The organism is Streptomyces sp. NPDC051207 (genome assembly GCF_040682395.1).
Lineage (GTDB): Bacteria > Actinomycetota > Actinomycetes > Streptomycetales > Streptomycetaceae > Streptomyces.
In genome coordinates, this window is the sequence record NZ_JBFBAX010000012.1 from 134,367 (window position 1) to 152,187 (window position 17,821).

General features: G+C 74.6%; 19 protein-coding genes. 10 read left to right on the top strand and 9 right to left on the bottom strand.

Annotated features, from left to right (window positions below; translation table 11 throughout):
• Positions 1 to 11: 11 nt before the first annotated feature.
• Positions 12 to 710: a spherulation-specific family 4 protein gene (locus AB0M97_RS14880; RefSeq protein WP_365961248.1), complete on the top strand. Its 699-nt coding sequence runs from the start codon at positions 12 to 14 to the stop codon at positions 708 to 710.
• Complete coding sequence (locus AB0M97_RS14885) at positions 707 to 1,513, top strand: endo alpha-1,4 polygalactosaminidase (protein ID WP_365961249.1); 807 nt, start codon at positions 707 to 709, stop codon at positions 1,511 to 1,513. Before AB0M97_RS14880 ends, AB0M97_RS14885 begins: the two co-directional genes overlap by 4 nt.
• Before the next feature lie 23 nt (positions 1,514 to 1,536).
• On the opposite strand, the gene AB0M97_RS14890 is transcribed toward AB0M97_RS14885, so the two are convergent.
• Positions 1,537 to 2,319 (bottom strand): adenosylcobinamide-GDP ribazoletransferase, encoded by a 783-nt coding sequence (locus AB0M97_RS14890; protein ID WP_365961250.1) that lies wholly within the window; start codon positions 2,317 to 2,319, stop codon positions 1,537 to 1,539.
• Between the two features lie 9 nt (positions 2,320 to 2,328).
• On the bottom strand, positions 2,329 to 3,411 hold the full coding sequence (cobT, locus tag AB0M97_RS14895; protein WP_365961251.1) for a nicotinate-nucleotide--dimethylbenzimidazole phosphoribosyltransferase: 1,083 nt from the start codon (positions 3,409 to 3,411) through the stop codon (positions 2,329 to 2,331).
• Positions 3,412 to 3,548: 137 nt separating this feature from the next.
• Here cobT and AB0M97_RS14900 point away from each other — a divergent pair, with 137 nt between their 5' ends.
• Positions 3,549 to 4,424: a class I SAM-dependent methyltransferase gene (locus AB0M97_RS14900; RefSeq protein WP_365961252.1), complete on the top strand. Its 876-nt coding sequence runs from the start codon at positions 3,549 to 3,551 to the stop codon at positions 4,422 to 4,424.
• Positions 4,425 to 4,701: 277 nt separating this feature from the next.
• Here AB0M97_RS14900 and AB0M97_RS14905 read toward each other — a convergent pair whose 3' ends face one another.
• Positions 4,702 to 5,901, bottom strand: a complete 1,200-nt coding sequence (locus tag AB0M97_RS14905; RefSeq protein WP_365961253.1) for a bifunctional adenosylcobinamide kinase/adenosylcobinamide-phosphate guanylyltransferase — start codon at positions 5,899 to 5,901, stop codon at positions 4,702 to 4,704.
• 112 nt (positions 5,902 to 6,013) lie between these two features.
• Between AB0M97_RS14905 and AB0M97_RS14910 the strand changes: the two genes are divergently transcribed.
• The gene (locus AB0M97_RS14910; RefSeq protein ID WP_365961254.1) at positions 6,014 to 6,226 is read left to right on the top strand and encodes a hypothetical protein; all 213 of its coding nucleotides are present in this window, start codon (positions 6,014 to 6,016) and stop codon (positions 6,224 to 6,226) included.
• A gap of 65 nt (positions 6,227 to 6,291) precedes the next feature.
• Here the strand turns inward: AB0M97_RS14910 and AB0M97_RS14915 are convergent, their stop codons facing one another.
• Positions 6,292 to 7,029 (bottom strand): methyltransferase domain-containing protein, encoded by a 738-nt coding sequence (locus tag AB0M97_RS14915; protein WP_365961305.1) that lies wholly within the window; start codon positions 7,027 to 7,029, stop codon positions 6,292 to 6,294.
• Between the two features lie 86 nt (positions 7,030 to 7,115).
• Positions 7,116 to 7,715: a DUF3043 domain-containing protein gene (locus AB0M97_RS14920; RefSeq protein WP_365961255.1), complete on the bottom strand. Its 600-nt coding sequence runs from the start codon at positions 7,713 to 7,715 to the stop codon at positions 7,116 to 7,118.
• Between the two features lie 334 nt (positions 7,716 to 8,049).
• Between AB0M97_RS14920 and AB0M97_RS14925 the strand changes: the two genes are divergently transcribed.
• From AB0M97_RS14925 to AB0M97_RS14940, 4 genes are all read left to right on the top strand, one after another.
• Positions 8,050 to 8,835, top strand: a complete 786-nt coding sequence (locus tag AB0M97_RS14925) for a PspA/IM30 family protein (RefSeq protein WP_365961256.1) — start codon at positions 8,050 to 8,052, stop codon at positions 8,833 to 8,835.
• A gap of 54 nt (positions 8,836 to 8,889) precedes the next feature.
• Positions 8,890 to 9,171, top strand: a complete 282-nt coding sequence (locus tag AB0M97_RS14930) for a hypothetical protein (RefSeq protein ID WP_365961257.1) — start codon at positions 8,890 to 8,892, stop codon at positions 9,169 to 9,171.
• Between the two features lie 155 nt (positions 9,172 to 9,326).
• Positions 9,327 to 10,559 (top strand): sensor histidine kinase, encoded by a 1,233-nt coding sequence (locus AB0M97_RS14935; protein ID WP_365961258.1) that lies wholly within the window; start codon positions 9,327 to 9,329, stop codon positions 10,557 to 10,559.
• A 65-nt stretch (positions 10,560 to 10,624) separates the two neighbouring features.
• Positions 10,625 to 11,305, top strand: coding sequence for a response regulator transcription factor (locus AB0M97_RS14940; RefSeq protein WP_365961259.1), 681 nt, complete (start codon positions 10,625 to 10,627; stop codon positions 11,303 to 11,305).
• A 136-nt stretch (positions 11,306 to 11,441) separates the two neighbouring features.
• Here the strand turns inward: AB0M97_RS14940 and nadA are convergent, their stop codons facing one another.
• Entirely contained in the window at positions 11,442 to 12,626 is a 1,185-nt protein-coding gene (gene nadA, locus AB0M97_RS14945; RefSeq protein ID WP_365961260.1) for a quinolinate synthase NadA, read from the bottom strand.
• Between the two features lie 315 nt (positions 12,627 to 12,941).
• On the opposite strand from nadA, the gene erpA reads away from it, so the two are divergent.
• On the top strand, positions 12,942 to 13,298 hold the full coding sequence (erpA, locus tag AB0M97_RS14950) for an iron-sulfur cluster insertion protein ErpA (RefSeq protein WP_100572291.1): 357 nt from the start codon (positions 12,942 to 12,944) through the stop codon (positions 13,296 to 13,298).
• 72 nt (positions 13,299 to 13,370) lie between these two features.
• On the opposite strand, the gene AB0M97_RS14955 is transcribed toward erpA, so the two are convergent.
• Both AB0M97_RS14955 and AB0M97_RS14960 read right to left on the bottom strand, forming a co-directional pair.
• Positions 13,371 to 14,906 (bottom strand): hypothetical protein, encoded by a 1,536-nt coding sequence (locus tag AB0M97_RS14955; protein ID WP_365961261.1) that lies wholly within the window; start codon positions 14,904 to 14,906, stop codon positions 13,371 to 13,373.
• An 88-nt stretch (positions 14,907 to 14,994) separates the two neighbouring features.
• Positions 14,995 to 15,204, bottom strand: coding sequence for a hypothetical protein (locus tag AB0M97_RS14960; RefSeq protein ID WP_365961262.1), 210 nt, complete (start codon positions 15,202 to 15,204; stop codon positions 14,995 to 14,997).
• Between the two features lie 130 nt (positions 15,205 to 15,334).
• Here AB0M97_RS14960 and AB0M97_RS14965 point away from each other — a divergent pair, with 130 nt between their 5' ends.
• Positions 15,335 to 16,309, top strand: coding sequence for a carbohydrate kinase family protein (locus tag AB0M97_RS14965; protein ID WP_365961263.1), 975 nt, complete (start codon positions 15,335 to 15,337; stop codon positions 16,307 to 16,309).
• Positions 16,310 to 16,320: 11 nt separating this feature from the next.
• On the opposite strand, the gene AB0M97_RS14970 is transcribed toward AB0M97_RS14965, so the two are convergent.
• Positions 16,321 to 17,703, bottom strand: coding sequence for an aminotransferase class V-fold PLP-dependent enzyme (locus AB0M97_RS14970; RefSeq protein WP_365961264.1), 1,383 nt, complete (start codon positions 17,701 to 17,703; stop codon positions 16,321 to 16,323).
• Between the last annotated feature and the right edge of the window lie 118 nt (positions 17,704 to 17,821).

Here is a 17,821-nt window from a genome sequence, read left to right on the forward strand (position 1 = left end):
CTGACGGACCGGTGCCGCACGGGGAACCGCCCCCGGCGGCCGGCGAGTTGCCGCCCCCGCCCCGCGACCTGCTGGTCCCGTACTACGAGCACCCCGCCGTCCGCCCCGCCGAATGGGACGCGATCGTCGCCGCCGCCCCGCGCCTGTACGGCGTCGTCCTCAACCCGGCCAGCGGCCCCGGCGACCGCCCCGACCCGGCGTTCGCCGAGGTCGCGGCACGGCTGCGGGCGGCAGGGGTGCGCGTCCTCGGCTACGCCGACACCGCCTACGGCCGCCGCCCGCACGCCGACGTGGTCCGCGATCTCGCCCGGCACCGCGACTGGTACGGCACCGACGGCGCCTTCTTCGACCAGGCCGCCTCCGCACGCGCGCAGTTCGCGTACTACCGGCGCCTCGCGGCAGCCGCCTGGGGCGCCGGCTGTGCCACGCTCGCCCTCAACCACGGCACGGCACCCGACCCGTCGTACGCCCGCGTCGCCGACCTCCTCGTCACCTTCGAGGGGAGCTGGGAGTCGTACCGCGCGCTGCGCCACGAGCCGTGGCGGGGCCCGTGCGACGTGCGGCTGTGCCATCTGGTGTACGGCGTGCCGCCCGGCGCCGACCTCGCACCCCGGGCCCGCGCGCGGGGCGCGGCCGTGCACTGTGCGGTTCCGGGCGAGGGCGATCATCCTTGGGGGACGCTGCCCCACACCCTGGAGACGACCCGGTGAGACGCCCGCCCCTGTTCGCCGCCCTGCTGGGCGCCCTGCTCCTGCTGCTCGCGGGCTGCACCGACGGCCCCGACGGCACGCCGGGGAAGGGCGCGACGGACCGCGCCCGCTGGCAGCCGCGCCCCGGCACGCACTGGCAGTGGCAGCTCAGCGGACGCCTCGACACCTCCGTCGACGTGCCGGTCTACGACATCGACGGCTTCGACCACTCCGCGCGGACCGTCGCCGCACTGCACCGCGACGGCCGCAAGGTCATCTGCTACCTCTCGACCGGCGCCTGGGAGGACTTCCGCCCCGACGCCGGGGACTTCCCCCGCTCGGTGCTGGGCCGCTCCAACGGCTGGAAGGGCGAGCGCTGGCTCGACATCCGCCGCGTCGACGTCCTGGAACCCCTCATGGCGGCCCGCCTCGACATGTGCCGCGACAAGGGCTTCGACGCGGTCGAGCCCGACAACATGGACGGCTACCGCAACCGCACCGGCTTCCCGCTCACGGCCGCCCACCAGCTGCGCTACAACCGTCTCGTCGCGCGGCTCGCCCACGAGCGCGGCCTGTCCGTCGGCCTGAAGAACGACCTCGGCCAGATCCCCGAACTGGTCGGCGACTTCGACTTCGCGGTCAACGAGCAGTGCGCCCAGTACGACGAGTGCGAGGCCCTCACCCCGTTCATCGAGGCCGGCAAGGCGGTCTTCCACGTCGAGTACGAACTGCCGGCGCGCCGCTTCTGCCCCGAGGCCCGCAGGCTCCGGCTCAGCTCGATGCTCAAGAAGTACGAACTGGGGCCGTGGCGCCGGGCGTGCTGAACCCCGTCGCCGCGCGCGGTGCGTCAGCCCAGTGACAGCACCACGAGCGCCGCCGTCGCCGCCGTCTCCGCGAGCGCGCCGAACACATCGCCGGTGATGCCGCCGAAGCGGCGCGTGCAGTGCCGCAGCAGCAGTTCGGCCGCGCCGAGCGCGACGAGCACCGCGAGCGCCGTACGGACCACGCCGTCCGCCCCGAGGAACGCGCCGGACGCCGCCGCGAGCCCGGCCACGGCCACCGCCGCGCCCACCGCGCCGCGCACCGGCACCACCCCGGCGACGGCCGCGCCGAGCCCTTCCGGCCGTGCCGCCGGCACCCCGGACCGGGCCGCCAGGGTGAGCGCGAGCCGGGCCACGGTGCCCGCGACGACGGCGGCCAGCGCGCCCCGCAGCCACGAGCCGGCGTACGCCCCGGCCAGCGCGGCGACCTGCGCGAGCAGCACGAACACCAGCGTGATGACGCCGAACGGGCCGATGTCCGACTGCTTCATGATCCGCAGCGCGTCCCCGGCGGGCTTGCCGCTGCCCAGCCCGTCGGCGGTGTCGGCCAGCCCGTCCAGATGCAGCCCACGCGTGAGCAGCGCCGGTACGGCGGCCGAGGCGACGGCGGCGAGCGGCGCACCGGCCCCGAGGAGCAGCAGCACCAGCCCGGCGGCGGCGGCCCCGGCCCCGACGGCCAGCCCGGCCAGCGGGGCGCACAGCATGCCGCCGCGCGCGGCGTCCCGGTCCCAGCGGGTCACCCGGACCGGGAGCGCGGTGAGCGTGCCGAAGGAGAAGCGCAGGCCGTCGGCCCAGGGGGTCGTGAACACCGGCGCGGATTACGGGGCGGCCGGGGGAGCGCCCTCGGGGGCCGGCTCCGGCCGCTCGGGCAGCTCCGCCGCCAGCGCCGCCGCCGCCTGCACCAGCGGCAGGGCCAGCAGCGCGCCCGCTCCCTCGCCGACCGTCACGCCGTGGGACACCAGCGGCTCCAGGGCCATCCGGTCCAGCGCCTTCGCCTGGCCCGGCTCCCCGCTGTCGTGCCCGGCCAGCCACCAGTCCGGCGCCCGGAACGCGATCCGCTGGCCCACCAGCGCGCACGCGGCGGCCACCACGCCGTCCAGGACCACCGGCATCTTCCGCACCGCGCTCTGCAGCAGGAAGCCCGTCATCGCCGTGAGGTCGGCGCCGCCCACCGCGGCCAGCAGCTGCAACTGGTCGCCGAGCACCGGCCGCGCCCGGCGCAGCCCGTCCCGGATCGCCGCGCACTTGCGCATCCACGCGAGGTCGTCGATCGCCAGCCCGCCGCGCCCGGTCACCACGGACGCGTCCGTTCCGCACAGCGCGGCGACGAGCACGCCCGCGGCGGTCGTCCCGCCGACGCTGACATCGCCGAGGAGCACCAGGTCGGTGCCCGCGTCGGCCTCCTCGTCGGCCACCGCGACGCCCGCCCGGAAGGCGGCCTCCGCCTCCTCGGCCGTGAGCGTGTCCTCGACGTCGAGGCGCCCGCCGCCGCGCCGCACCCGGTGGCGTACGACATCGGCGGGCAGGGTCTCGGGGTCGCAGTCCAGCGCCATGTCGACGATCCGCACGGGCACGCCGAGCCGCCGCGCCAGCACCGACACCGGCCGGCCGCCCTCCAGGACCTCCCGCACCAGCTGCCCGGCCGTGCCCGCCGGACGCGCCGAAACCCCCAGCTCGGCGATGCCGTGGTCACCGGCGAAGAGGACGACCCGGGGCCGCTCCACCGGCCGCACGGGTACGGCCGCCTGGGCCGTCGCCAGCCACTCACCCAGATCGTCGAGCCGGCCCAGCGAACCGGGCGGCACGATCCGACGTTCCCGGCGCGCCTCCGCGTCGCGCCGCACTCCGCCGTCGGGGCGCTCGATCAGATCGGTGAAGTCGTCGAGATTCAGCGAGCTCATTCGCCGAACAGTACCGGCCCCGGTCGAACTGATCGCCGCCACATCGCCACCCCGTCACGGCGACGTCGTTGCACCGAAGATCGGTATCCCCTACGTTCCGGTTTGTCATGGATTGCCGTTCGCCCCCGGGAGCCGCCATGCCGTCCGCCCCGATCCCCGCCCGGACCGTCGGCCGGCGCCGGGCCACCGGCCGTGCCGGACTCGCCCACGCCATCGCCCGGACCATCGCCCACGTCCACGAGCCGCGCCGCCCCGACTGCCCCTGGTGCGGCGCGCGGCGGCTGCGCCCCCGGCCGGCCCCGTCGGGCGTACGCGGTCTGCGCACCGGACTGACCGCGACGGACCTCGCCGAGGGCAGTCCCGGCGGCGTCCCCCTCGACGAGTGCGGGGACTGCGGGCACGTCTTCCAGAACCCCCGGCTCACCGCCGAGAGCCACGCCTTCCATCGCCGCGCCCAGGACGAGGCCCGCGCGGCCCGCCGCCTCACCGCCCACCGCCACCGCTCGGCCGCCCGCGCGCTGCTGGCCTTCCCCGAGCCGGAGAGCTGGCTGGACGCCGGCACGGGCGACGGCCACTTCCCGGCCGCCGCGCGGGAGTTCTTCCCGTACACGTCCTTCGACGGCGTGGACACCGACCGCCGCGTGGTACGTGCGTTCACGGCCGGCCGTGTCGAGGAGGCCCACGTCGGCCGCCTGACGGACCCGCACATCACCGCCCGGCTGCGCGCCCGCTACGACGTCGTCAGCATGCTCCACCACCTGGAGGGCACCCCGGACCCCCGCGCGGAACTCCACGCCGCCCTCACCGTGCTCCGCCCCGGCGGCCACCTCCTGCTCGAACTCACCGACCCCCGCGCCCGCTGGTGGACGGCCCCGGCCCACCCCGCCGACCTGCACCTGCCACTCCCGGCAAACATCGAGGCGGAACTCCACGCGGAGGGCTGCACGACCCTCACGGCCCCCCACCGCGCGGGCCTGCCCGGCACATACCGCATCCTGGCCCGCAGAAACTGACGACCCGGCCCCCGCCACAGATCCGCCCCCGACCGGACGCCGTCACGCCTCGGCCGTCCGCCGTCATGCCTCGGCCGCCCGCCGTACGACCCGTCCCTGCCCGCCGGCCGCCGGTGCACCCCCGTCCGGACGCTGCTCGACTCGCGCCCGTGCGGACGCCGTACGACTCGCCCCCGACCACCCGCCGTCATGCCCCGGCCGCCCACCGCACGACCCGTCCCCGGCCGCCCGCCGTCGGTGGGCCCTCGGCCGCCCGCCGCGCCCCCCACACCACCGGTCACCCCCGCAGAACCACCGCCTGTCCCGCCACCACCAGCACCACGTGCTCGCACTCCGCGGCGAACGCCGCGTTCAGGCGGCCCAGTTCGTCCCGGTACCGTCGGCCCGACGCCGTTGCCGGCACGATTCCGGAGCCCACCTCGTTCGACACGGCGACCACCGTGCGCCGTGTTTCCCGTACCGCCCCCGTCAGCTCCCGCACCCGCTCCCGCAGCGCGCGCTCCCCGCCGTCCGCCCACTCGGCGTCGTCCCACGCCCCCACGGCGTCCATCGCGTCCGTCAGCCACAGCGACAGGCAGTCCACCAGCAGCGGCGGCCCGTCGTCCTTCAGCAGCGGCACCAGAGCGCAGGTCTCCACGGTCCGCCAGGACCCCGGCCGCCGCTCCCGGTGCGCCGACACCCGCGCCGCCCACTCGCCGTCGCCGCCCCGGGACCCGCCCGTCGCCACGTACAGCACGTCCGGGAAGGCCTCAAGGCGCCGCTCGGCCTCCACCGACTTGCCCGACCGCGCCCCGCCCAGCACCAGCGTCCGACGCGGCACGTCGGGCACGTCCTCGTAGGCGCCGACGGCCAGCGTCGTCCCGTCCGGCACCGCCCGCGCCCCGGCCGCCGCGAGCCGCCGCCGCAGCTCCGCGCCCGGCGGCACGTCGTGGCCGAGGTGCACGGCGACGACGTCCGTGGTCGGCCCGGCCGCGCCCACCGCCCGCAGCTTCGCCAACCCGTCCGGCCGCCCCACGACGTCCGCGAGGACCATGTCGTACGACTCGGCGGGCTCCTCGAGGCCCGCGGGCGCGCCGCCCGGCGGCAGATACAGCAGCCGCTGCCCGTCCGGCCCGGTCACGGCGTACCCGGTGCCGGGCGCGTCCATCGCCACGGCCCGCACCCGATGCCCCGTCAGCAGCGCCAGCTCCCGCCCGTCCGGCACCCGCCCCGGCTGCGGCAGCCCCGCGGGCACCTCCACGGCGGGCCCGTCGTGCGGATGCGTGAGCAGCACCTGCCGCACGCCGCTGAGCGAACGCCCCACCCGCGCGGCCGCGAACGCCGCGCCGGGCGTGAGGTCCAGCAGCAGCGCCCCGTCCACCAGTACGGCGGTGGCCGCGCGCGCGTCCGCGCCGAGGGCGGACGCGCAGGCCGCGCAGGAGCAGTCGGGGCGGGGAAGCCCCGCGGGGGCGCCGGTGCCGAGCAGAGTGATGTCCACGCCCTGATTTTGGCGTGCCCCGGCAGGTCTTGCGCGCCCGGCTAGGCTCTGGGCAGGAGCCGGACCAAGATCCGGCTTCTGCTCTGCATGTGCTCAGACCTGGGAGGCGTACATGGCGGCATGGACGTGGCGGTTCGAGGCGGCCGACGGGACGGAGGTCCAGCCCGCGGTGCAGCCCGAGGAGTTCACCACGCAGGGGGACGCCGAGTCCTGGATCGGGGAGCAGTGGAAGGCGCTGCTCGACGGCGGCGTGGACCAGGTGCGGCTGTTCGAGGACTCCGCGGAGATCTACGGGCCGATGAGCCTGCACGCGGACGAGTCGTGACCCGGTGAGACACGGAGGGGGCGGCCCGCCGGGCCGCCCCCTCCGTCACGTCGTGCCTGCCGTGCTCAGTTCCGCACGCCGCACAGGTGCAGCAGCGCGGCCACCCCGCGGTACGGGTCCGTGCGCCCCGCCCGCTCCTCGACCGCGAGCAGCGTCTCCAGGTCGGCCGGCGGCTGCGCGCCGTCGGCCGCCGTGTCCGTGAAGACCCGCACCCCGTACCAGGTGTGCAGCGGCGCCCCGATGCCCGCGAGCGTCCCCGTGAGCTTGCTCAGCCGGTCGGCCCGCACCCCGGACGCCGCCCGCACCGGCGTTCCCCCGTCCGGGCCGAGCCGGGGGTGGGGCAGCCGGTCGGTCGTGTCGAACGCGGCCAGCGCCCCGGCCCAGTCGCCGGACAGCCCCGGCCGCATCGCGAGCGCGTCGCCGTTGCAGACCAGCAGCGACAGCAGCCCGCCCTGCGCGAGCATCCGCGCGAGCCCGGCCAGCAGCGGGTCCGGCTCCTCGGCGCGCATGAGCACGCCGTGGCACAGCACCACGTCGAAGCTGCCCGGCCGGAAGTGCACGCCGGTGTCGCGGCCGTCGCCCTCGATGATCCGCATCCGCTCCCGGACGCCCTCCGGCTCACCGGCCAGCGCCGTACGCGCCGCGTCGATCAGCTCCGGGTCCCGCTCCAGGCCGGTCACCTGGTGCCCGGCCCGCACCAGCCGCAGCGCCTGCGCGCCCCGGCCCATGCCGACGTCGAGCACCCGCAGCCGCCGCCCGACCGGGAACCGCCCGGCGAGCTGCTCGTCGAGCTGCCGGGCCACCAGCTCCCGGCGGACCACGTCACGCAGTCCGCCCGGCCCGCCGCTGCGGGCGAAATCCGCCGCGCCCCCGGTGAACGACGTCGTGCTCAGGGCCGCTCTCCGCGCTTGACCTGCGGCTTCGGCAGCCGGAGCCGGCGCATCTGGAGGGAGCGCATCAGGGCGTAGGCGACGGCGCCGCGCTTGTTCTCGTCGGGGAAGCGCTCGTTCAGCTGCTTCTTCAGCCGGAAACCGGTGGCGACGGAGTCGAGCACGATCAGCACGATCACCACGAGCCACAGCAGCAGCGCGACATTCTGCAACGAGGCCACGCGCACCATGCTCAGCACGAGGATGACGACGGCCATCGGCAGGAAGAACTCCGCGATGTTGAACCGCGAGTCGACGAAGTCGCGCGCGAAGCGGCGGACCGGGCCCTTGTCACGGGCCGGCAGATACCGCTCGTCGCCGCTGGCCAGCGCCTGGCGCTGCCGCTCCAGCGCGGCACGGCGCTCCTCGCGCTGCCGCTTCGCCGCGTCCTTGCGGGACATCGACGTGTTGGCGACGCTGCGGCGCTGCGACTGGGCCTGGCTGCGCTTGGGCGTGGGGCGGCCCTTGGGGGCCTCCGGGTGGCGGGGACTCGTGGAGTCGGTCACCGTCGCCTTGTCGGCGGACGGAGCCTTCTCTTCCTTGGCGCGGCTACGGAACACAAAACCCAAGGGTAAGGGGTAACCAAGGGGTACGGGGCCGCAGGTCCCCGGAAAGTGGTGGGAGACGGGTGGGCATGCACCCCCGTTCCGCCGGGAACGATCCGGCAACACCGGGCGTCTCCAACAGGACAGGAGGGGACGGCACCGGACAGCGAGTACGGGAACCACCTACTCCCTGGGCCGGAGCGCGCGAGCGGTCAGTCGTCCTTGGGGATGAGCGCATCCGTCCCCGGACAGTGCGGTAATGGATGCAGGGCCCGTACTGTGGGTTCTGGAGCAGGTGCTGGAGCTGGAGTCCGTCAGAAGGGGGCGCGCGAAGCCCATGAGCGGTGTCATGAAGCGTATGGGAATGATCTTCCGCGCGAAGGCGAACAAGGCCCTTGACCGGGCCGAGGACCCGCGCGAGACCCTGGATTACTCGTACCAGAAGCAGCTCGAGCTGCTGCAGAAGGTGCGCCGCGGTGTGGCCGACGTGGCCACGTCCCGCAAGCGCCTCGAGCTCCAGCTGAACCAGCTGCAGTCCCAGTCCTCCAAGCTGGAGGACCAGGGCCGCAAGGCGCTCGCGCTGGGCCGCGAGGACCTGGCCCGCGAGGCGCTCTCCCGCCGCGCCGCCCTCCAGCAGCAGGTCACGGACCTGGAGACCCAGCACGCGACGCTCCAGGGCGAGGAGGAGAAGCTCACCCTGGCGGCCCAGCGCCTGCAGGCCAAGGTCGACGCCTTCCGTACGAAGAAGGAGACGATCAAGGCCACCTACACCGCCGCCCAGGCGCAGACCCGGATCGGCGAGGCCTTCTCCGGCATCTCCGAGGAGATGGGCGACGTCGGCCTGGCGATCCAGCGGGCCGAGGACAAGACCGCGCAGCTCCAGGCGCGGGCCGGCGCGATCGACGAACTGCTCGCCTCCGGCGCCCTGGACGACCAGTCCGGCATGCACAAGGACGACATCCAGGCCGAGCTGGACCGGCTCTCGGGTGGTACGGATGTGGAGCTGGAGCTGCAGCGCATGAAGGCGGAGCTGGCCGGCGGTTCCTCCGGCGGGCAGCAGGCCATCGAGGGCGGCGCGGACCGGCAGCAGTCCCATCAGCAGCCGCAGGACACCCCGCGCTTCGACAAGCAGTGACCGCCATACGGTGACCGCCACGCGGCGGCCGGGGCCCACGCCGAGGAGGGCGACATGATCGTACGGATCATGGGGGAGGGACAGGTGAGGCTGGCCGACGGCCACCTCGCCGCACTCGACGAGCTGGACGACGAACTCGCGGCCGAGATGGAGAACGGCGACGGCCCCGGCTTCCGCCGCACCCTCCAGGCGCTCCTGGACCGGGTGCGCGACCTCGGGGACCCGCTGCCGGACGACTCCCTGGAACCGTCGGACCTGATCCTGCCGTCCCCGGACGCGACCCTGGACGAGGTGAGGGAACTGCTCACCGACAACGGCCTGATCCCCGGCGCCTGAAGGACTCTCCGGCCTGCCCGGCGCCCGCACCTCCCGCCCGTCCGGCGGTCGGGGACGAGGCCGTCGGGCCGGTGGGCGGTCCGGGGGCGCGACCCCGCGGACGGTCACGCCGGCACCGGGTACAGAACACCCGCGGGTCCGTACAGTTGGCTGGCGTGACCCCCCTCGACCGCGCCAGATGCCGACTCAAGGCCCACCCCATGGCCCTGGACGCGGCCATCGCGGCCGGCGTGCTCGCCTGCATGGTCGCCGGTTCGTTCGTCGACCCGCACAGCGGCGACCGCGTCACCTGGGGCGTGCGCACCCCGGACGCGCTGAGCCTGGTGCTCATGACCCTGTGCGCCGCCGCGCTGGTCTTCCGCCGCCGCGTCCCGAGGACGGTCCTCGCCCTCACCGGCACGCTGTCCCTGGTCGAGTTCGTCACCGGCGACCCCCGCACCCCCGTCGCCATGTCCGCCGTCATCGCCCTCTACACGGTCGCCGCCTCCACCGACCGCCCCACCGCCTGGCGCATCGGCCTGCTCACCATGACCGTGCTGACCGGCGTCGCCATGATCGCCGGCCCGCTGCCCTGGTACGCGCAGGAGAACCTCGGCATCTTCGCGTGGACCGGCATGGCCGCCGCCGCGGGCGACGCCATCCGCAGCCGCCGCGCTTTCGTGCAGGCCGTGCAGGAGCGCGCCGAACGCGCCGAACGCACCCGCGACGAGGAGGCCCGCCGCCGCGTCGCCGAGGAACGCCTGCGCATCGCCCGCGACCTGCACGACGTCGTCGCCCACCACATCGCCCTGGTCAACGTGCAGGCCGGCGTCGCGGCGCACGTCATGGACAAGCGGCCCGACCAGGCCAAGGAGGCCCTCGCCCACGTGCGGGAGGCCAGCCGTTCGGCGCTCAACGAACTGCGCGCCACCGTCGGCCTGCTGCGCCAGTCCGGCGACCCCGAGGCGCCCACCGAACCGGCGCCGGGCCTGGACCGCCTGGACGAGCTCGCCGGCACCTTCCGCAGCGCCGGGCTGCACGTCGAGGTCGCCCGCGCCGACCAGGGCACCACCCTGCCCGCCGCCGTCGACCTGGCCGCGTACCGGATCATCCAGGAGGCTCTCACCAACGTGCAGAAGCACGCGGGCCCCGAGGCGAAGGCGGAGGTCAGCGTCGTCCGCGTGGGACCCCACATCGAGATCACCGTCCTGGACGACGGGACCGGCGAGGCCGAGCGCACGGCCTCCGGCGGCGGGCACGGGCTGCTCGGCATGCGCGAGCGCGTCACCGCCCTGCGCGGCACCCTCACCACCGGGCCCCGCTACGGCGGCGGCTTCCGCGTCCATGCGATCCTGCCGCTCAAGGCCCGTACGCCCGCCACGCCGCCAGGGACCGAACCGTCCGTGTGACACCCGGTCGCACGACGCGTCCGCACGACACCGTCCACGTGACCGCCGCACCGGGGGGACCCCGCATGACCATTCGTGTCCTGCTCGCCGACGACCAGGCCCTGCTGCGCAGCGCGTTCCGGGTGCTGGTCGACTCCGAGCCCGACATGGAGGTGGTCGGTGAGGCCTCCGACGGCGCCGAGGCCGTGCGGCTGGCGAAGCAACGGCGGGCCGACGTCGTGCTGATGGACATCCGGATGCCCGGCACCGACGGGCTCGCCGCCACCCGCATGATCAGCGCCGACCCCGGTCTGGGCCAGGTCCGCGTGGTCATACTGACCACCTTCGAGGTGGACGACTACGTGGTGCAGTCGCTGCGCGCGGGCGCCTCCGGCTTCCTCGGCAAGGGCTCCGAGCCGGACGAGCTGCTGAACGCTATCCGGGTCGCGGCGAGCGGTGAGGCGCTGCTGTCGCCGGCCGCGACCAAGGGCCTGATCGCCCGCTTCCTCGCCCAGCGGGACGCCGACGAGGAACGCGACCCGGCCCGGGCCGAGCGGCTGGACGCGCTGACCGTGCGGGAGCGCGAGGTGCTGGTGCAGGTCGCGGGCGGGCACTCCAACGACGAGATCGCCGAGCGCCTGGAGGTCAGCCCGCTCACGGTCAAGACGCACGTCAACCGGGCCATGGCCAAGCTCGGCGCCCGGGACCGGGCCCAGCTCGTGGTGATGGCGTACGAGTCGGGCCTGGTCCGTCCCAGGGCGGACTGAACCCGGCACGGCCGCACTGCGCCCGCCGTACAGCCATGCGAAGGGCCCCGTCCCGGCGTCGCAGGACGCGCGGGGGCGGGGCCCTTCGTACCCGGCCCGCCCGGACGGCGACGGGCGGGCGGGTGCCGGGGAATCGTTACGGCAGCGCCAGCATCCGCTCCAGTGCCAGCTTGGCGAACGCCTCCGTCTCGGTGTCCACCTCGATGCGGTTGACCAGCTTGCCGTCGGCGAGGGATTCCAGCGCCCACACCAGGTGCGGCAGGTCGATGCGGTTCATGGTCGAGCAGAAGCAGACCGTCTTGTCGAGGAACACGATCTCCTTGCCCTCGGAGGCGAAGCGATTCGCCAGCCGCCGCACCAGGTTCAGTTCCGTGCCGATGGCCCACTTGGAGCCGGCCGGGGCCGCCTCCAGCGTCTTGATGATGTACTCCGTGGAGCCGACGTAGTCCGCCGCGGCGACCACCTCGTGCCGGCACTCGGGGTGGACCAGGACGTTCACGCCCGGGATGCGCTCGCGCACGTCGTTCACGGAGTCCAGGCTGAAGCGGCCGTGCACCGAGCAGTGGCCGCGCCACAGGATCATCTTCGCGGCGCGCAGCTCGTCCGCGGTCAGCCCGCCGTTCGGCTTGTGCGGGTTGTAGACGACGCAGTCCTCCAGGGACATGCCCATGTCGCGCACCGCGGTGTTCCGGCCGAGGTGCTGGTCGGGCAGGAACAGCACCTTCTCGCCCCGCTGGAAGGCCCACTCCAGGGCGCGCCGCGCGTTGGAGGACGTGCAGATCGTGCCGCCGTGCTTGCCCGTGAACGCCTTGATGTCCGCGGACGAGTTCATGTACGACACGGGCACGACCTGCTCCACGACGCCCGCGTCGGTCAGCACGTCCCAGCACTCGGCGACCTGCTCGGCCGTCGCCATGTCGGCCATCGAGCAGCCGGCCGCCAGGTCGGGCAGCACGACCTTCTGGTCGTCGGACGTCAGGATGTCCGCGGACTCTGCCATGAAGTGCACACCGCAGAACACGATGTACTCGGCCTGCGGACGCGCGGCGGCGTCCCGGGCCAGCTTGAAGGAGTCGCCCGTGACGTCGGCGAACTGGATGACCTCGTCGCGCTGGTAGTGGTGGCCGAGCACGAAGACCTTGTCCCCGAGCCTCTCCTTGGCCGCGCGGGCGCGCTCCACCAGGTCCGGGTCGGACGGCGAGGGCAGGTCGCCCGGACACTCCACACCGCGCTCGCTCCTCGGGTCGGCCTCGCGGCCGAGGAGCAGCAGGGCGAGGGGCGTCGGCTGTACGTCGAGCTCCTGGGTCTGGGCGGTGGTCACGACACGCACCCTTTCTGTTCTGCGGCTCGCCGGGTCCGGAAGGCCGGACCCGGCGGGACACCGATACGACTTTTCGTCGGATTGACGCTATTTATCATAACCGCTTCACGTCAGTTTGACGATGGCCATAGCGTCCATGTGACGTGAATCCCGGCGGTCGCTGATTCATTCCCGAAAGAGGCGTTTTCCGCTTCCCGCGGCGTGTGCGAGCATGAAGACGGACCGAAAGACACGAGCCCGGCCCGGAATGAATCCGCGGCCCCGCCGGTTGCAACCGTCGGCAAGCAGTCTCCGTACAACCCGGGAGAGATGTAGATGTCCGTATCGGACGAGACCACCACCGTCACCGACGGCATCATCCTGACCGACGCCGCCGCGTCCAAGGTCAAGGCGCTGCTCGACCAGGAAGGCCGCGACGACCTGGCGCTGCGCGTCGCCGTCCAGCCCGGCGGCTGCTCCGGCCTGCGCTACCAGCTGTTCTTCGACGAGCGCTCCCTCGACGGCGACGTGGAGAAGGACTTCGACGGGGTCAAGGTCGTCACCGACCGGATGAGCGCCCCGTACCTGGGCGGCGCCACCATCGACTTCGTGGACACCATCGAGAAGCAGGGCTTCACGATCGACAACCCGAACGCGACGGGTTCCTGCGCCTGCGGCGACTCCTTCAGCTGAGCCCCGCCCCGCACGCACGAAGGCGGCGCCCCCTCCCCGGAGGGAGCGCCGCCTTTCTGCGGTACCGGCGCCCTACTGCGGCAGCCGCGCCCCCGGCTTCTCCAGCGGGACGGACCTGCCGTCCGCCGTGACCACCGCGCGGTTGCCGAGCGGCGCGTCCAGCTGCACCGTCCGGTGGTGCACCTTGGCGATCATCACGCACACCTTGTCCGGCCACGGCGTCTCGGTCACCCTCACCGTCACCTTGCCGCCGCTCTCGCGCGCCGTCGCCCGGTAGTCGGAGCAGACCCCGCCCGTGAAGCTCACGGTCAGCTCCCTGCCCTCGGCGGTATAGCCCTCGACGGCGACGTCACGCGGCTTCGCGGTCCGCTCTTCGTCCGGCCCGGTCGGCCGGGGGCTCGGCCGCTCGGTCGGCCCCGCGGGCGGCGCCGGGGAGGCGAGGTACGCGGGGTCGATCGCCGGGTGCGTCACGGTGAAGGTGTCCTTCGCGCCCGGCGCGCGCACCTCGAACAGCCAGGACGGCACCAGCGCCTGCCGCCCCGACACGAACTGCGCGGCCAGCCCGAACACCGCCTTCTCCACCGTGATCGTCTGCCTCTTCGGCTCCGGGCCCGTCAGGTCGGTGCCCGGTTCGCACGGCTCCCGCGACCCGTCCCGGTGCGGCACGGGACCGGCGCAGCCGCCGATCCCCACCGGCCCGCCGCCCGGCGCCGCGTTCAGCAGCTCCAGCGTCCGCTCCGCGTCCAGGACGGGATACGTGTCGCCCTTGACCGGCGCCTTCAGCTGACCGCTGGCGCCGACCACCTCGCCGCTCGCGCCGACGGTGATGCCCGTGCTCCAGCCGTAGGTCGGCAGCCCGCCGACCAGCGGCTCGGCGTTCACCACCCGGTTGGCGCCGTGGACCTGGCGTGCGGAGAGCCGCGCGTCGTCCTGGCCGACCGCCTTCAGCACCGGCGCGGCGGCCTTCTTCGCGGCCTCCTCGCCGACCGGGCCGGCCGCCGGGCCGCCCGCCGCCGGTCCGCTCGCGCACGTCAGCCTGCCCGTGCAGTTGTCGGTGCCCGGCGCGTACCGGTAGAAGGTCCAGGTGCCCGGCGCCTGCCGGTTCACCTGGAGGCTCGGCCCCGCGCCGTCCTTCGGGCCGATCCGCCACGTCTGCCCCTGCTCGACCGGCGTCCCGTCGACGCCCAGCGCCCCGGCGAGCCGGGCCACCTCGCCCCGGGTGACCTGCCCCGCCGCCCGGTACACCGGCGCCGATCCGGGACCCTCCGGCAGCGTCCCGGCGGCCCGGTAGGCAGCCCCGTACGGGTTCGGCTCGCCCGGCGCGACGCCGTGGCCGCCGCTGCCGGTGTAGCCGTCCAGGGCCAGCGGCGGGGGAGTGCCGCCACCGCGCGCCCCCGGCGCCGCCTTGCCGTCCGTGTCACCGGACGTGCTCGCGGCGAGATACGCCCCGCCGCCCCCGACGGCCAGCACGGCCGCGGCGACCGAGGCGACGACGACCGGTGTACGCCGGGACGCGCGCCGGGTGGCGCCCCCGTCGCCGTCGTCGCGGACCCGGCCGGTGCCGTCACCGGCCGCGGCGTCGTCGTTGTCGGGTCGCTCCGTGTTCACCGCATCGCTCCTTCGGCTGCACAGCTGTCACTGGGGACAGCGGTGGGACGCGGCGGGGCAGCGAGCGGTTCCCCTTCAGGGCGCCGGTTCAGTCGCCGTAGTCCGACATCGCGTCCAGCAGCCGGGCCGAGGCCGCCGGAACGCTCACGCCGTGGATGAGCGACGGCGGCACCGGGCGGGCCGTCGCCCGGTCCCGGACCGTCCAGTGCGGAGCCATCCGGGCGCAGTCGCCGCGCAGCGACGCCAGATCGGCGTCGGTCTCGTCCGGGGCGGGGGCAGGGGCCTGGGGGTTCGTCATGACGGCACCGTATGCAGCTTGTGCCACGCGAAGAAAGATCTACTATCGGGTAGTTTTGCCCGCTTCAGTGACCCACGCCGACCCGGTAGCGTGAACTGTCAATCCGCCTCCCTTCTGGAGAGTCCACGCCGTGCGCATCGCAGTCACCGGCTCCATCGCCACCGACCACCTCATGACCTTCCCCGGCCGCTTCGCCGACCAGCTCGTCGCGGACCAACTGCACACGGTCTCGCTGTCCTTCCTGGTCGACAACCTCGACGTCCGGCGGGGCGGCGTCGGCGCGAACATCGCCTTCGGCATGGGCCAGCTCGGCACGAAGCCGATCCTGGTCGGCGCCGCGGGCATCGACTTCGACGACTACCGGGCCTGGCTGGACCGGCACGGCGTCGACACGGAGTCCGTCCGCATCTCCGAGACGCTGCACACCGCCCGCTTCGTGTGCACCACCGACGCCGACCACAACCAGATCGGCTCCTTCTACGCGGGCGCCATGAGCGAGGCCCGCCTCATCGAGCTGCAGACCGTCGCCGAGCGCGTCGGCGGCCTCGACCTGGTGTGCATCGGCGCCGACGACCCGGAGGCGATGCTCCGGCACACCGAGGAGTGCCGCTCGCGGTCCATCCCGTTCGTCGCGGACTTCTCCCAGCAGATCGCCCGCATGGACGGCGAAGAGATCCGCATCTTGCTGGACGGCGCGACCTACCTCTTCTCCAACGAGTACGAGAAGGGCCTCATCGAGTCCAAGACCGGCTGGAGCGACGCCGAGATCCTCTCCCGCGTCGGCCACCGCGTCACCACGCTCGGCGCGCGCGGCGTGCGCATCGAGAAGGCCGGCCAGGACCCGGTCGAGGTCGGCTGCCCGGACGAGGAGCGCAAGGCCGACCCGACCGGCGTCGGCGACGCCTTCCGCGCCGGTTTCCTCTCCGGCCTCGTCTGGGGCGTCTCCCTGGAGCGCGCGGCGCAGGTCGGCTGCATGCTCGCCACGCTCGTCATCGAGACGGTCGGCACCCAGGAGTACCAGCTGCGCCGCGGCCACTTCATGGAACGCTTCGCCAAGGCCTACGGCGACGAGGCCGCCGCCGAGGTCGAGGCCCACCTGGCCTGACCGCCCCGCGCCTACCCCAGCCGGCGGACCACGTACGCCGAACCCCGGTCCGCCGGCTCCTCGCCGACGTACTCCTGTCCCCGCATCTCGCACCACGCCGGGATGTCCAGGCGCGCCGCCTCGTCGTCCGCGAGGACCCGGACCGTGCCGCCCACCGGCACGTCCCCGATGACCTTGGCCAGCTCGATCACCGGGATCGGGCAGCGCCGCCCCACCGCGTCCACGACCACCGCGTCCGACTCCGGCCTCGCGTCCTCCGCGGCGACCGGCGCGCCCAGCTTCTCCCGCACCCCGGCCACCGCCCCGGGCAGCACCGCCAGGAACCGGTCGACGTCCTCCTCCCGCGTCCCGGCCGGCAGCGACACCCGGACGTTGCCCTCGCTCAGCACCCCCATCGCCCGCAGCACATGGCTGGGCGTCAGCGTGCTGCTCGTACAGGACGAACCGGACGACACGGAGAAGCCCTCCCGGTCCAGCTCGTGCAGCAGGGTCTCCCCGTCGACATAGAGACACGAGAACGTGACGATGCCGGGCAGCCGGCGCACCGGGTCCCCGACCACCTCCACGTCCGGCACCAGCTGCGGCACCCGCGCCCTGATCCGGTCCGTCAGCCGCCGCAGCCGCGCGGCCTCCGCGTCCGCCTCGGCGCGCACCGCCCGCAGCGACGCAGCCGCGGCCACGATCGCCGGCAGACTCCCGAAACCGGCCGCCCGCCCCGACTCCCGCTCGTCCGACGGCCCCCGCACGGCGAACCGCACCCCCTTGCGGACGACGAGCAGCCCGACCCCCGGCGGCCCGCCCCACTTGTGCGCGCTCGCCGTCAGCAGCGACCACCCGCCCGGCACCGGCCCCCACCCCAGCGACTGGGCGGCGTCCACCAGCAGCGGCACCCCGGCCGCCCGGCACGCCTCGGCCACCCGTGCCACCGGCTGCTCCGTGCCCACCTCGTGGTTCGCGGACTGCAGACAGGCCAGCGCGGTGTCCGGCCGCAGCGCCGCCGCGTAGGCGTCCGCGGCCACCGCGCCCGTACGGTCCACCGCCACCCGGGTGACCGTCCCGCCGTCCGCCTCGTGCGCCTCCGCCGCGTGCAGCACCGAGGAGTGTTCGACGGCTGACACGATCAGGTGACGCCCGGCCCGCCGCCGCCCGGCCAGCGCCCCCGCCACGCCCGTGTGCACGGCCCGCGTCCCCGACGAGGTGAACACCAGCTCGTCCGGCCGGCACCCCACCACCTCGGCGGCGGCCTCCCGGGCGGCGTCCAGCAGCATCCGCGCCCGCCGCCCCTCCCGGTACAGCCGCCCCGGATCGGCCCACCCCTCGTCGAGCGAGGCCACCAGGGCCTGCCGGGCGACGGGATGGAGGGGAACACCGGAAGCAGCGTCGAAGTAGCCCACAGTCCAAAGCTAAACCGCCGGGACCTGCACATGCCCCGCAGGGGCGCGGGGAACCGGGCGAGCGGCCAGGCGCAGTCCCACACCCGCCGAACAGCCCGCGCCCCCGACCCGTGGGGCG

Bases quoted from the DNA above. Each gene is read 5' to 3' on its own strand.
- cobT (WP_365961251.1), bottom strand. From the start codon at position 3,411: ATGAGCTCGCTGAATCTCGACGACTTCACCGATCTGATCGAGCGCCCC.
- AB0M97_RS14900 (WP_365961252.1), top strand. From the start codon at position 3,549: ATGCCGTCCGCCCCGATCCCCGCCCGGACCGTCGGCCGGCGCCGGGCC.
- AB0M97_RS14910 (WP_365961254.1), top strand. From the start codon at position 6,014: ATGGCGGCATGGACGTGGCGGTTCGAGGCGGCCGACGGGACGGAGGTC.
- AB0M97_RS14925 (WP_365961256.1), top strand. From the start codon at position 8,050: ATGAAGCGTATGGGAATGATCTTCCGCGCGAAGGCGAACAAGGCCCTT.
- AB0M97_RS14930 (WP_365961257.1), top strand. From the start codon at position 8,890: ATGATCGTACGGATCATGGGGGAGGGACAGGTGAGGCTGGCCGACGGC.
- AB0M97_RS14940 (WP_365961259.1), top strand. From the start codon at position 10,625: ATGACCATTCGTGTCCTGCTCGCCGACGACCAGGCCCTGCTGCGCAGC.
- erpA (WP_100572291.1), top strand. From the start codon at position 12,942: ATGTCCGTATCGGACGAGACCACCACCGTCACCGACGGCATCATCCTG.
- AB0M97_RS14960 (WP_365961262.1), bottom strand. From the start codon at position 15,204: ATGACGAACCCCCAGGCCCCTGCCCCCGCCCCGGACGAGACCGACGCC.